At 38.0% G+C, this 13,829-nt stretch carries 11 protein-coding genes; all 11 read left to right on the top strand.

Annotated elements, in window-relative coordinates; all coding sequences use genetic code 11:
- The first annotated feature begins 362 nt into the window (after positions 1 to 362).
- The 11 genes from FJU10_RS18830 (at position 363) to FJU10_RS18780 (ending at position 13,620) form a co-directional block, all read left to right on the top strand.
- Positions 363 to 1,280, top strand: coding sequence for an iron-siderophore ABC transporter substrate-binding protein (locus FJU10_RS18830; protein WP_189372423.1), 918 nt, complete (start codon positions 363 to 365; stop codon positions 1,278 to 1,280).
- Between the two features lie 58 nt (positions 1,281 to 1,338).
- Positions 1,339 to 2,286, top strand: a complete 948-nt coding sequence (locus tag FJU10_RS18825) for a FecCD family ABC transporter permease (RefSeq protein WP_223273157.1) — start codon at positions 1,339 to 1,341, stop codon at positions 2,284 to 2,286.
- Positions 2,279 to 3,304: a FecCD family ABC transporter permease gene (locus FJU10_RS18820; protein WP_140966729.1), complete on the top strand. Its 1,026-nt coding sequence runs from the start codon at positions 2,279 to 2,281 to the stop codon at positions 3,302 to 3,304. Before FJU10_RS18825 ends, FJU10_RS18820 begins: the two co-directional genes overlap by 8 nt.
- Positions 3,282 to 4,037, top strand: a complete 756-nt coding sequence (locus FJU10_RS18815; RefSeq protein ID WP_140966728.1) for an alpha/beta hydrolase — start codon at positions 3,282 to 3,284, stop codon at positions 4,035 to 4,037. Before FJU10_RS18820 ends, FJU10_RS18815 begins: the two co-directional genes overlap by 23 nt.
- Positions 4,030 to 4,809, top strand: coding sequence for an ABC transporter ATP-binding protein (locus FJU10_RS18810; protein WP_140966727.1), 780 nt, complete (start codon positions 4,030 to 4,032; stop codon positions 4,807 to 4,809). The genes FJU10_RS18815 and FJU10_RS18810 overlap by 8 nt, the downstream gene beginning before the upstream one ends.
- Before the next feature lie 1,116 nt (positions 4,810 to 5,925).
- The gene (locus tag FJU10_RS18805) at positions 5,926 to 6,963 is read left to right on the top strand and encodes a DUF916 and DUF3324 domain-containing protein (RefSeq protein WP_140966726.1); all 1,038 of its coding nucleotides are present in this window, start codon (positions 5,926 to 5,928) and stop codon (positions 6,961 to 6,963) included.
- A 181-nt stretch (positions 6,964 to 7,144) separates the two neighbouring features.
- Positions 7,145 to 7,885, top strand: coding sequence for a WxL domain-containing protein (locus FJU10_RS18800; protein WP_140966725.1), 741 nt, complete (start codon positions 7,145 to 7,147; stop codon positions 7,883 to 7,885).
- A 52-nt stretch (positions 7,886 to 7,937) separates the two neighbouring features.
- A complete protein-coding gene (locus FJU10_RS18795) occupies positions 7,938 to 10,925 on the top strand; it encodes a leucine-rich repeat domain-containing protein (protein ID WP_140966724.1) in 2,988 nt (995 codons plus the stop codon).
- Positions 10,922 to 11,245 (top strand): LPXTG cell wall anchor domain-containing protein, encoded by a 324-nt coding sequence (locus FJU10_RS18790; RefSeq protein ID WP_140966723.1) that lies wholly within the window; start codon positions 10,922 to 10,924, stop codon positions 11,243 to 11,245. The genes FJU10_RS18795 and FJU10_RS18790 overlap by 4 nt, the downstream gene beginning before the upstream one ends.
- 145 nt (positions 11,246 to 11,390) lie before the next feature.
- A complete protein-coding gene (locus tag FJU10_RS18785) occupies positions 11,391 to 11,735 on the top strand; it encodes a DUF7006 family protein (protein WP_140966722.1) in 345 nt (114 codons plus the stop codon).
- Between the two features lie 340 nt (positions 11,736 to 12,075).
- Positions 12,076 to 13,620, top strand: coding sequence for an AbgT family transporter (locus FJU10_RS18780; protein ID WP_140966721.1), 1,545 nt, complete (start codon positions 12,076 to 12,078; stop codon positions 13,618 to 13,620).
- Positions 13,621 to 13,829: the final 209 nt, after the last annotated feature.

Genomic DNA, 13,829 nt, shown 5'->3' with positions numbered 1-13,829 from the left:
TTGCATGTACACAGTAGGATAGTGCTGATCGACATGATAGCCTCGTGGCAAGACAATCGATACTTTTGTAAGTTTGAATCTCTGTAAATGATACTCATTGTCTATGTACCTCCAATCAAACAATCTAAATGATAATCATTATCAATTAGATTATAGTACAAAATGTGAAAGAAAGATAGAACAAAAGGAGAGGGAGGAAACGTAAAGTATGTTTAAATGTGATAAAACGTACAAAATTCTAAAAAACATTGTAAAAATCGGGATTATGATAAATATTTTCTAAATGATAATGATTATCAATTAAAAGGAGTGGTTTATTTGAAAAAATATGGTGGACAATTGGCGTCTTTGGTATTGTATTGTTGCTATCAGCTTGTGGTACGACAAGTTCTCAAACGGCAGCATCAACTGCGGCAACAACTGAAAATAGTTCGGCTTCGATAGCACAAACACAATCTCTGACTTATCTAGATACCGACTATGATGTGGTTTATCCAACTAAAAAAATCGTAACGGCTAGTTTAGAAGCGATGGAAGATGCAGTGGCACTTGGTGTTGAACCAATAGGCGCAATTACGGTTGGAGATGATTTCCCTAGTTATTTGAAAGACCGTCTTGGTGCCGATGTGGCAAATGTGGGGAATAAATTCGGCCCAGATGTCGAAGCAGTTACTGCTTTAGCCCCTGATGTTATTTTAGGATCAACAAAGTTTGATGATGCTGTGACCGCCAGTTTGACTAAAATTGCACCGACCATCAATGTTTCTCATCAATCCACCAATTGGGAGGCCAATTTACGTTTGATGGGTCAGTTAGCTGGAAAAACAGAGGAAGCGGAACAAAAAATCACCGATTATCAAGCAGATTTAACAGCATTTAAAGAGGATCACCCGGATACCACTGACCAAAAAGCAGTAATGATTCGTATTCGCGATGGCGAACTTTGTGTGTATGGAGAAAATGTATACTATAATCCAACGATATATGGAGATCTTGGTTTCCAAGTACCAGAAGAACTGAATGAGATTGAGGCACAGACAACAATCTCTGTGGAACAGTTTGCCAAATGGGATGTAGATCTTGTCTTTGTCCAATTCAGTGATGAAGAAAATGCGGGAAACTTAGATTTCCTTGATTCGTTAAAAGAAAATGCCATTTGGAAAAGCATTCCAGCCATTGCTGATAATCATGTTTATTACAACATTGTAGATGCCGGATATCAAGGTGGTACCTACTTAAGTAAAGAGGCGTTTTTATCAGGTGCAAGTGATAAATTATAACAGACATTTATGGCACAAAAAATATCTAGGATGGGGAGCTGGACTCATCCTTTTGTTAGTGGTCGTTTGTTTCTGTTCTTTGACTTTTGAGCTTGCTGAACCGCGGTCAACATTGCAGGCAGTAGTCACAGCGTATGATGCAACGGATAAAGAACAAGTGATTTTGTTATCACGCATCGCACGTGTGAGTGTTGCTTTGTTCGCGGGTGCTGCTTTAGCTCTAAGTGGTTTACTCATGCAGCTGCATTATCATAATACATTGGCCGATCCATCACTGATGGGGGTGAATGATGGGGCTTCGTTTGCAGTGGTATTGATGCTGGCGTTCTTTTCAGATGCTTCGATGCTGCAACGAATCATCGCTTCGATTGCCGGTTCATTCGTAGCCTATTTATTGATTCAGATGGGATTGAAGAAAGTTAAAAGCAACCGATCACCGGTGGCTTTGCCGCTTATTGGGTTGGTCGTCTCGATGATTTTAGGCAGCTTAACGACATTGGTTGCGAGTTATTTCAATCTTTCGCAATCAATGACTACATGGTACAGTAGTCGTTTGTATCGGGTAGAATGGCATCAGGTACGGTATTTTATTTTACCGCTTTTGCTTGCACTTTTTTTTTCCGTCATGCTGCGTAAGCAGTTTACGGTGTATCGTTATGATCAGGACCTAACAGTGGCGATTGGTATGGAACGGAAAAAATATGCCGCATTATTACAAGGGCTGGTAGTTGTCTTAACAGGCGTGACAGTGGCTATCGTTGGGCGCATTGCGTTTATCGGTCTCATTGTGCCTCATATGGCACGCTTGGTGGTTGGCAATCGTTATGAAAAACTGGTTATATTCGTTCCTGTGTTGGGCGCTGTGCTGGTGGTTACTGCAGATTATGCGGGTCGTTTTTTGAATTATCCCTTTGAAACTCCAGTGGGCATTATGTTTGCTATGATTGGCGTACCGATTTTCTTATGGCTGATCAAGACTGGAAAGGGGCAAAGCTATCATGTATAAGCGGATCGTCTTCTCTATCTTGGCCTTTCTTTTGGTCGCCAGTCTCTCTTTGAGTATGGGATCGTACCATTTGTCTTGGTCAGAATTATCGCGTCTGCTTTTTGGCGGTATTGTTTCCGAGCAAGCGTACTTGATTTTCTTTAGTTTTCGTCTGCCACGTTTGGTATTGGCTGCTTTGGTGGGCGGTTCTCTGGCAGTTGCCGGTTACATTATTCAGACATTGTCCCGCAACCCCATTGCAGATGTTGGTTTATTAGGCATCAATTCGGGCGCTGCTTGCGGCAGTGTTTTGTATTTCTTGTTGGTAGGGGCATATTTTTCCGAGCTGAAACACTATCAATATGCCTCATTGCTAATGTTTGGTTTGATTGGGGCTTGTTTGGCGATTTTTTTGAATCTCTTCCTTTCTTTTCGGGGCAGTCAAGTACATATGACCTTGTTTTTATTGAACGGTATCGCGATTAATTTAGGTTTTTCGGCGATCACCACCTTTTTATCTTTAAAAATAAACCCAGAAGATTACGAACGGGTTAATCAATGGATTGAAGGATCAATTGCATCTGCGAGTTGGGAAACAACACGAAATCTTTTACCAGTAGTCTTTATTACAGTTCTTTTAGTGGTTTTGACGGCAAAGCGTTTGGCTGTATTGCGTTTTCAAGATTTACATTTGCTGAATATTGGTTTTCCTTATGGTCGTTGGCGTTTATTTTTCTTGCTGATTGCTGCTGTCTTGGTCAGTGCAACCGTTTTTGTAGCAGGAAGTGTCGCTTTTATCAGCTTGTTAGCTCCACATCTGACTTTGTTATATCTGGATCGACGATCACCGATTTTGGTGCCGATTATCTTTTTGAATGGCATGACACTGGCAGTTTTTGCGGATATTGTGGCCAAAAATCTATTTTCGCCAAATGAAATTCCTTTAAATGCTGTGATGGGCGCCATTGGTTTACCATACCTGATTGGACTATATATCAAGAATAGGAGCAAGACAGATGGAACAAGTACACAGATTTGAAGACAAATTATTGGCGATTACACTACCAAAAGGCGTGCCATCAGGACAACAACTGCCATTGCTGTATGTGCTCGATGGCAATGCCTTTGGCCCATTAGTGAAGCAGGCGTTTTTATTGCAAACACGTAATTCGCCTAAAACTGGTATCTGGCCTGCAGTGATCGTGGCTATTGGCTATGATACGAAAGATGCTTTTCAAACGGAGTCACGCTTTCAAGACTATACCCCGGAGAGGATTCATCCGGGGTTGCAAGACCAACGACAGTTTATGCCCAAAGGTGGCGGTTTATCTACCTTTAAAGAACAACTGTTGCGGATACATGAGCATATCACCCAGCACTATCCAATCAATACTGAAAAAGTTGGTTTTTTGGGCCATTCATTGGGTGGGTTATGTGTACTTGAAATGTATCTAGCAGCAACACGCCTGCCTTTTATTACTGATTTTCTTGCTATCAGCCCGTCTCTCTGGTGGGATGATTGCGCATTTTTTACGCGTATGGGAGCGCAATCGTTGGCTGCAGATAAGCGCTTGTTTATCGCAGTAGAAAATGATCAAGGTGAAATGGAAAATTTAGCTAAACGTTGTTATGATCGACTTTGTCAAGAAATCCCAAAACAGCAAGTAGCTTTTTATATCGGACCTGAGGAAAACCATATGTCCATTGTATTTACGGCGCTCAGTCGACTTTTACGTTGGTTCTCTCAAAAGGAGGATGCTGTGCATGAGTGAAGTATTGTCTGGTCAAGGGTTATCTTTAGGGTATCAAGATAAAAACGTGATTCAACATATCGATGTATCTTTTCTAAAAGGGAAAACGTCGATTATTATCGGTCCGAATGGGTGTGGGAAATCTACCTTATTAAAAGGACTGGGGCGTATGCTTTCGTTACGTCATGGTCAAGTCTTTTTATTTTCAAAGGCATTATCCGAACTATCTACCAAAGAAATTGCTCAACGTATGGCCTTTTTACCCCAAGGGATGGAGACACCTTCTGATACTACAGTGAGAGAGATCGTTGAATTGGGGCGTTACCCCCACCAAGGGGTATTTCGAAGAGTGTCTCTTGAAGATGAGCAAATCATTGATGATGTATTGATGCAAACAGAATTAACTTCGGTGGCGCACAGACAAGTAGATAGCTTGTCAGGTGGGCAAAAACAACGAGTTTGGATTGCGATGGCCCTGGCACAAAAAACGCCAATTATTTTGTTAGACGAACCTACAACCTATTTGGATATGGGACATCAATTAGATATTTTGACATTGCTGGCTTCTCTGCAGCAGCAACTTTCTCTGACGGTGGTAATGGTCTTGCATGATATAAACTTAGCAAGCCGTTTTGCAGATGTTATGCTGGCCATTAAAGATGGACAGTTGATCCAACAAGGCACAGTGTCTGAAATCATGCAACCATCCATACTGAAAGAACTCTTTGGCATCGACGCCTGTATTGTAGAGGATCCGATAAATGGGCGACCTATATGTATTCATTATGATTGAAAATTATAGTCATGTGTTCAAAAACAATAAAAGAAATCAGCCATTATATTTGGGTTCTTGGATGTCGAATGTTGGTGGAGACAAATTTAATTGTAAAATTAAGTATGATCCTGTTAAACAGATCGTTTAGCTGGATCTTATTTTTGTTATAAAAATTAATCCTTGTGTAATATAGATTCTGGCATGAAAGTTTATGAACTTACGGTATCTGTAGTCTACTCTCTTTATCACTTTGTTTTATTATTTGTCCCCTCTAAGTAACCGTTAGTATACTTTGTTTCAAGTTCACTTTAAATGTTTTTTTGTATGTATTAAATAAGGTTAGTTTCTTTCTAAACCATTCTGAGAGGCTGATATCCATGCTGTTTATTATATCAAAAACTGTCCGTATTTTTTTGCTTGAAATGATAAAAAAGTAGCTGAAATATCTCATAGGTTGCACTTAAATGAGCATTGTAGCTTAAGAGGTCATTCATAATCGCTTTTTCAGTCATTAGCCCTCAGAACGATCAATTATATCTAAAATTCGAGCTGCCCAAGGTATAGGTTCTTATAAAAAAATGTTTCCAGAACAGTTTCATTTTTTTGTTTTTTATGGAATCTGTTTTATAGTATTTATTCATAGTTGATGAAGATAAAACGATTGATAAGTATATTATTTGGCATAAAGATCCAACAGTTGAAGCGGTATTTGGTGGTCTTTTAGTGGTTCATTCTGAAGAGCATCAAAACAATACGGTGCAAGAGGTACGAAAAATCAGTATCACTTGATCAATCATATAATAATGTTATTGTGCAATAATTATCAAGTGAAAAAGAGGACGATAAACTTGTCGATTATTATAAGTGTTGGTTTTGCAAATATTAGAATTTTAATTAAAATTTTTAAATCAATAGATTAGGATCACACTCATATACTTTTTTCATTCCCTAATAAAAATGTTTAAAAAGAAGATAGCATCAATAAAAAAAACGCAGATTATTCTAAAATTTATAGAATAATCTGTTTTTTTGGTTTATATATAACAAAATTATTTCAAAAAATATCTTGACCTTAAACCTGGTTTAACCTTTATACTTAACTTATAATTTGGAAAGCGAATGAGGAGAATTTTAATGAAATCTATTATTTTTAATAAAAAATACTTTTTTTTAGTAGGGATTTTTTCAGTGTTTATGAGTTTTGGCCTATTTCAAAAAATGGTTTTTGCAGATAATGTGAATAATTTCTCAATACAACCATTGAATGAAGATGGTGGTGTTAATCAACAGGGATATTTTCATTTTGTTGGTCAACCTGGAGAAAAACATTCGGTATCGATTAAAGTGTACAACTCTTCTGACGAAGAAATCAAAGTGAAAGCTACTGTGAATCCAGCTTCCACGAATCAAAATGGAATACCAAGCTATCTTAGTGAAGAAGAAGTTGATCCGTCTTTAGTATACCGAATGGATGAATTAGTTGTGATAGAGGAAAGCGAAATTAAGATCCCTGCAAATGGATCTTCAACTATAAACTTAACTATTTTCCTTCCTGAAGAAGACTGGCAAGGAGACATTCTTGGGGGAATTCGATTCACTCAAGAGGTAGATCAAGAGAATCAACAAACGGTAGTTCATGAAGTGGCCTATACTGTGGGGATCTTATTAAATCAATCTGATGGATCATCAGTTGAAAATGAACTGTCTTTAAAGGAGGTGAACGCGGGTCAACGAAACTATCGCAATTACATCGAGGCAAACCTTCAAAATAGCGCAGCTACAATTATTCATGACATGTCAATTCAGTCAACTATTGTTAGAGAAGGAAGTACAACGCCTAGCTACACATTTGATGCTTATGATCTACGGATGGCACCAAATTCGAATTTTGATGTTGGGATTCCCACTGGAGAACAATCGATCGAAGCGGGAGATTATGTTCTCAAGATGGCTGTAGTAGCAGATGAAAAAGAGTATACTTTCGAACAAGCCTTTACGATTACGTCTCAAGAAGCACGCCAATTAAATCAAAGTGCAGTAAATATTAATCAACGGCTTCCTTACAGATTATATGGGGTTCTCGGAGGTATTGGGCTCCTCATCTGTCTTCTTATTGGCTGGGGATGGCATCGTCGGAAAAAAGCAAATGTGGTAGAGAAGATTGTTGGCTAATGAGGAGAAAGCTCCGTGCTGGTTTTTAGGATTCATCCAGCAGAACCTGGAAGGGAAAAAATGCTAAAAATGGAAAAGAAGGGAGGCGATTGATGACTATTTGTTTAGCAGGGGAAATGACTCTTTATGAAATAAAGCAGAAATGAAAAAGAACAAAAGAAAAATTGATGGAGGAATCAACATGAAAAAAACAACACGTACATTAACTGCAGCACTTGTCTTAGGGAGCCTTGGCTTAGGAAGCGTCATTGGGCATGCGGCTGATTATGAAGATGCGACCAATGTAACGACCGAAGGGCGTGTAACGATTTTAGAAAATGACACGAATGATCCAGTTGTTCCGGATCCAGAAAATCCTGAGGAAGAGGTAACTCCCGAAGAACCGACCAATCCGCATCCTGGCTTATTACGAATCAATTATGTGTCCAATTTCGATTTTGGGCAGATTAAAAATGTATCGCGAGCGATTGAGCAAGAAGCGCGACAGGATTACGTGTGGTCTGGTGGACAAGAAACGGGACGAGTACCGTTTGTCGCAACCGAAGATCGTCGCGGAACCGATCGGTTAGGCTGGGAGTTGCAAGTCTCGCAACCCAAACAATTGACAGATGCTAGTGGGCATGAGTTACAAGGCGCAACGATTACGTTAAGCGGGTTGCGGTATGCGAATGCCTCTGATTCAGCACCGGTTGTTAACCCAAATGAGCTTGTGTTGGGGGAAGCAGCACAAACTCTAGCAACAGCAGATGCGACGCAAGGGGCAGGGGCATGGACCTTAGCCTTAGGCAATGCGGACGGGGAAGGTCAAACCGATGGCGTTGTCTTACGCGTTCCGGCCAATACCACCAAAAATGATACAGTCTATTCAACGGCAATTGTCTGGGAGTTAGTCGCCGATCCAACCACAGGGACAGGAGAATAAGGGGAACCCCTTATTCTCGCTTGATAGACAATAAAAGAGAAAGGGGAGCCGAATGAAGAAAGTTGTACGCATTTTAATGCTTAGTCTCATCTTTTTGGCACAAATTGTTTTGCCAATTACGGTCATTGCGGAAACCATAGAAGATAGGCCTATAGAAGTCATTTCTCCGGAGGCGTCAGTAGAATCGTCAGATACTATAAAAGAGAAAGGCGATCAGACAAGGGAAGAGGTCGAATCAAATTCCTTAGATGAGCAATTACCTATTGAAGTAAATACAAACAATGAAGATGAAGAATGGGAACTGGATGTCTCAACCAATACTTATTCTATTAAGGATGAATCAGACATAGAAGATCCCCAAAATGATAATTTAGTTGATTTAGAAGAATACATTACAGCTGATGACTTAGGTAATGAAAAATGGTTAATGGATGAGGTAACAGCACAAGCGCAGTTGCTATATCCAGGAACAAGTGTAGAAAATAATAATATTCCAAAATCATTTTTATTGAAGATTAATAGGATAGAATTAACCGGAAATCAAATAGCAGGAGAAATACCAGATAGTATAGGAAATCTTGTGAACCTAACAACATTAAATCTACGAGAAAATCAAATAGCAGGAGAAATACCAGATAGTATAGGAAATCTTGTGAACCTAACAACATTGGAATTGTTGGCGAATAATCTAAGTGGAGAAATCCCAGAGAGCATTGGTAATTTAGTAGAACTAAGAACCCTTAATCTTCGAGGGAACAGGTTAACAGGAGAAATTCCAACAAGTGTAGGAGGGATGAGAAACTTAGAATACTTATATTTGCATACAAATAATCTGATAGGTAAAATACCAGCTAATATAGCTAATTTAACAAATTTAAAAGTACTAGAGCTGCAATCTAATATGCTAGAAGGTGAGATATATTCCGAGATAAGCAGCTTAAAACATCTGCAAGTTCTAAATTTGAGAGAGAATAATATCGATGGAACGATACCAGAAAGTATAGGTGACTTAACAGATTTAACTACTTTTAATGTGAATAATACTAATTTAGAAGGAAAAATCCCGAATAACTTAAAGAATTTAATTAATTTAAGAGTGTTTGGAGTAAGTGGAACTAACCTAGGGGGTGATGTGTCTATACTTTTTGAGTTTTGGCACAATATAGAGGAAATCTGGATTGCGGATACGGCTATGGTGGGAGCACTTCCTAGCCATATTGTAGCACATATAACAAGAGTAAGCGCTGGGAATAGTGGAATAACAATAGATAGTGATGGTTTTTTTGATGGAGGACTACTAGAGAACACTTTTGCTCGCACAGGAAATTCTAAGTGGTTAAATGGAGCAGGACAGATAAATGGATTAGATACTATCAAGCCTTTTGATTCCACTCATGAAACATACTTTTCTTTACATTATGAAAATTCAAGAGGAGGAAAAGGCGAATTATTTGAGGAACATACTTTCTCAATCTATGCTGGGGATATTGATAAAGAGAACCTTATTTACGAGGGTCAGTCAGATGTTAATCTTATTTTCAAAAATATTGTCACTGATTATTATACAATTGTTTTAGATAATGCAGAAAATAACCCAAATAATGTTACTAGAATATACAATTCAACTAATAGGTTAACTGCAGAAACGATTGGTCAAACCATAATGTTAGGTGAAAAGTTGACTGAAAACAAAATAAACAATATGTTAAAAAATGTAAAGTTCGATGGAGAGTTATTAGATCCTAATACATTTGATATTAATTTAGTAGAAAAACCAAATGACAGTATTGTTGGAGATCATAAAGTAGATGTAATACTTACTTATGAAAGTATGCAAAGAGTATTTGAAGTCCCGCTTGAAGTCAAATGGGGAAGTACATTGTTGACCAGAGGGCTAGGAAACTGGACGTCTGGAGCGTTTACTTATCATCCTGATCAGAATATAGTTACTGCTCGTTTAGGGTTGGATGATGGAGATGGGATGGTTAATCCGCATTTTGAAAGAGTCTATTATTCGTTTTCGTTTCATCACTTAGAAAATGAGCGAGAACTTCTTTCATCCAATAATAGATATTACAGCCATGAAGTAAACGGAACAGAAGGAAGATTTGAAGCAATTAACAAATTTGGGGAAAGTACAGGAGAAGTAAAAACGAGTGTAGGTGATGTAATAGCAGTGTACCATGCTGAAGCGGACACACGATTAGGATTATTTTCAGATGAAGTAGAAAGCAATGTTTCCACGCATGAAAATACTGCTTATTTTGAATTAACAAGTTCTGGATATAAACTGCTGACATTTGAGCGAGCAGTTCCCGTTCCGGCAACGATTCAGGCTGGGATGACGACCATAGAATTAGATGGAAATGTTTCGAAATATCTGGACCTATCTGCGACAGAAAATGTTTCGATTGTGGGGTTTATGGAGTATCCAGATACCACAAACACAGGCCAGTCGTCAGGAATTATTCGCGTGGAAGAGGAACTTAGCACTGGCCAGTTCGTTGTTTACGATTACGAAGTTCCGTTTTCAGTAGAAACCGGACGATTAAAATTCTCTGAAGTCAATGCAGACTTTGATTTTGGGGAAATGAAACAATCGAGTCGTAGTCAAACCGTTTCCGCTAAAGGAGAAGAAGCACCAACAATTACGATCAGTGATTACAGTGATGCAACGCAGTGGGAGGTGAATGTATCCGCTCATCCATTTAGTAATTCTGAGGGGCAGGAGTTACAGAAGGCGACCATCACGTTAAATGATTTGAGGGTTGTTGAAACAGTTCATACTGTGTTAGGAGTTCCAACAAGAGAGATCCGACTTAGTCAAGTTCCCCAATCAATTGGTGTTATGGTCAATCCAAACGGAGTGTTCGGTGAAGAACATGGCCAATCTGTGATACAGATTGGCGAAGTGAATAACGGTTCATTAACTGGTGTAGCTTTGGAACTTCCTGCGAATACTCCGATGGATGATGGAGAATATCAAACCACCATTACATGGGAGCTAGTAGGTGATCCCACGATGGGAGGTAGGCAATGAGAAAAAAGATTCTTGTATGGTTAATGGGACTGAATATTTTAGGGAGTTGTTTGATTGATAATACACCCATAGTCCAAGCTACGACTTACGAAAATCAAGCAGTCGTTAGCTTTTATCAATGTGAAGAAGTTGAACACCCTGAGATCAAAGTGCCAGAATCATCAAATACACTTCCCAAAACAGGCAGTTCTTTTTCATTCATGGGAATTGTCGGGATGTTCGTCTTATTATTGGCATGGTGGTTGAAAAAGTTCAAAAAAAGGAAAATGAACACTCGCATACGAAAGAGATTTCTTGATCAAAAAATTAAATCCGATTAATTCCTGCGAATCAGTAATGGATTTGAAATAATTTTTATATTATTCCTTGTGTTTTATTAAAAGAATGCACAAGGATAAAGATCAAGGAGTAGATTAATCAAAATAAACGGAATGGATTTATAATAGCTCAGGAGGTAGTGATATTATGAATGCACAAAATTACACAACTAGCTGGGAAGACAAACTTCAACCCTTTTTTAATAGATATATTCTTATTGAAGATTATAGTAGACAACTGTTTAAGGATTTGGAAAAACTAGTTGCTAATATTTCTCAGGAAACATTCTGGGAAATATTTCCTAAACTTTTAGGTATTGACGCCCGACTGGCTTTGTTGAGTGAATTAGTTGAATTAATTGAGGAAGTAGATTTGAGTCCGCAAGAATTAATTTCTTGGGTAGAAAAGGATTATACTTCTTATAATAAAGAATTATGTGGATATAACCTAACTAGTAAAACAAATCAGTCATTTATCTTTTGTGTAAGTTAAAAAGTCTTATGACTATCGTAAAAAGGCTCTTTATTGACAAAGAGCCATAAATTATAGAGCCCAAAAATGAACCCTTATTAAGACGTTTAAATAAAATATTAAGACTTAATTTAATGATAGCGCCTACATTTTTGTGAGAGAGGAGATTGATGCAGGTGATATTATTTTGGCTCTTCGACATTTAGTGTTGGTGGAGAAAGATACAACTGAAAATTTAGTCATAACCAGTTAGGCAGATTGCGGTTCTACAATATTTAGTGTTGGTGTAAAATCTATGGATTATATATATAATTGGGCTTTTCCTTGTCAAAAAATATAGATAGACTTAGGGAGAATATTTATGAAAGAAGTGACAAAAAAATCTAAAATAGATAAATTATTAAATGGAGTTGAGCGGATAGGGAATAAAGTCCCTCATCCTGCTATAATATTTTTAGGGTTAATTGTTCTAGTAGTGATGCTATCTCAAATCTTTTCAATGATGGGGCAAAATGTGACATATGATGCTTTAAATTTGGAAACTGGTGAATTTGAGCCAACAACTATTTTTGTTCGAAGTTTACTCAGTGCAGAAGGCTTAAGATTTATATTGACAACACCAGTATCAAATTTGATGAGTTTCCAAGCATTAGGTGTGACAATTGTTGCAATGGTAGGAGTGGGGTTTGCAGAAGAGGTAGGGTTAATTGGTGCAATGATTCGTAAACTCGTCAAGGTAGTACCTCAAAGATCTCTTACTGCAGTGTTAGTTTTTCTAGGGGTTCTTTCGAGTATTGCTTCAGACGCGGGATATTTAGTTTTAATTCCTTTAGGAGCCGCAGCTTTCTATAAAGTAGGTCGTCATCCATTGGCGGGGCTGTCTGCGGCATTTGCTGGAGTGAGTGCGGGGTTTGGCGTGAATATTATTATTACACCTATTGACGGCATGCTAACAGAAATATTAAATGATGCCGTTCATATTATTAATCCAGCCTATACAGTAAATTTAATGGCAAATTTTTATTTCAATGTTATTTCTACAATACTTATTGTGATTGTATGTACAATTATTAATGAAAAAATAATTGAACCAAGATTGGGAGAATACAAGTCACAAGGGATAATTGAGAGCGACGAAAATGAAAATGAAGAAAAAGGATTACGTGCAGCGTCGGTAGCATTCTTATTTGTTTTAGTTGGAATCTTATTTCTGACTATACCAACATGGGGACCATTACGAGATCCAGAAACACTTGATTTGATTGGAAATACACCATTCATGGATAGCATTATTGCGCTCATACTGTTGCTATTTTTAGTTCCAGGGATTGTTTTCGGAAGAGCAATTGGAACAGTTAAGTCAAGTGTTGATATTGTTACTCCAATTGTCAAAGTGATTAGCAATCTCGGTGGCTTGATCTTTCTTCTTTTAATTATCAGTCAATTTATTGCTTACTTTAACTTTACTAACCTGGGGACAGTTTGGGCGGTTAGCTCTGCTGATGCAATTGAGTCAATGAACATGAGTAGCTTGGCACTGTTGTTAAGCTTCCTTGGATTAACAGTAATATTAGACTTTGTTTTGGTAGGGGCAGTGCCAAAGTTTGCAATTTTAACACCTATTTTTGTTCCGTTACTATATCAACTAGGTGTAGCTCCCGAAGTAATTTTAGCTGCTTACCGCGTAGGAGATTCGCCAATAAATGTCATTACTCCGCTAATGCCATATTTTGCACTAATTGTTACCTTTGCGGCTAAGTATGAAAAGAAGACAGGAATAGGAACAGTTGTGTCATTGATGTTACCACATGCGTTAATTCTACTGGTCCTGTGGATCGTACTATTTATTGTATTTTATGTAGTTCATATTCCGTTAGGTCCGGGAATATTCATGAACTTAAATTGATGCACTGTAACTAACCTGAAATTGTACATCATCTGTGCAACCCTTATTGCTAGCAATAAGGGTATTGTCTTTAGTAATTAAACGATAGTTTTTAACCTTTGTTCCCTCCGCCACTTCAACAAATCCATTTGACTATAGATAGGAGAATTATTTATGTACGAAAATTTATTGCCTCGCTTTTTGAACTATGTAAAAACAGAAACCCGTTC

The sequence above is a fragment of the Enterococcus sp. OL5 genome (genome assembly GCF_006491895.1).
Classification (GTDB): Bacteria; Bacillota; Bacilli; order Lactobacillales; family Enterococcaceae; genus Enterococcus_D; species Enterococcus_D innesii.
The sequence above is the reverse complement of the archived record's forward strand: the minus strand, read 5'-3'. Positions and strand labels throughout refer to the sequence as shown.

Coding starts and splice junctions, on each gene's coding strand:
- FJU10_RS18790 (WP_140966723.1), top strand. CDS start 10,922: ATGAGAAAAAAGATTCTTGTATGGTTAATGGGACTGAATATTTTAGGG.
- FJU10_RS18795 (WP_140966724.1), top strand. CDS start 7,938: ATGAAGAAAGTTGTACGCATTTTAATGCTTAGTCTCATCTTTTTGGCA.
- FJU10_RS18800 (WP_140966725.1), top strand. CDS start 7,145: ATGAAAAAAACAACACGTACATTAACTGCAGCACTTGTCTTAGGGAGC.
- FJU10_RS18810 (WP_140966727.1), top strand. CDS start 4,030: ATGAGTGAAGTATTGTCTGGTCAAGGGTTATCTTTAGGGTATCAAGAT.
- FJU10_RS18785 (WP_140966722.1), top strand. CDS start 11,391: ATGAATGCACAAAATTACACAACTAGCTGGGAAGACAAACTTCAACCC.
- FJU10_RS18820 (WP_140966729.1), top strand. CDS start 2,279: ATGTATAAGCGGATCGTCTTCTCTATCTTGGCCTTTCTTTTGGTCGCC.
- FJU10_RS18805 (WP_140966726.1), top strand. CDS start 5,926: ATGAAATCTATTATTTTTAATAAAAAATACTTTTTTTTAGTAGGGATT.
- FJU10_RS18780 (WP_140966721.1), top strand. CDS start 12,076: ATGAAAGAAGTGACAAAAAAATCTAAAATAGATAAATTATTAAATGGA.
- FJU10_RS18815 (WP_140966728.1), top strand. CDS start 3,282: ATGGAACAAGTACACAGATTTGAAGACAAATTATTGGCGATTACACTA.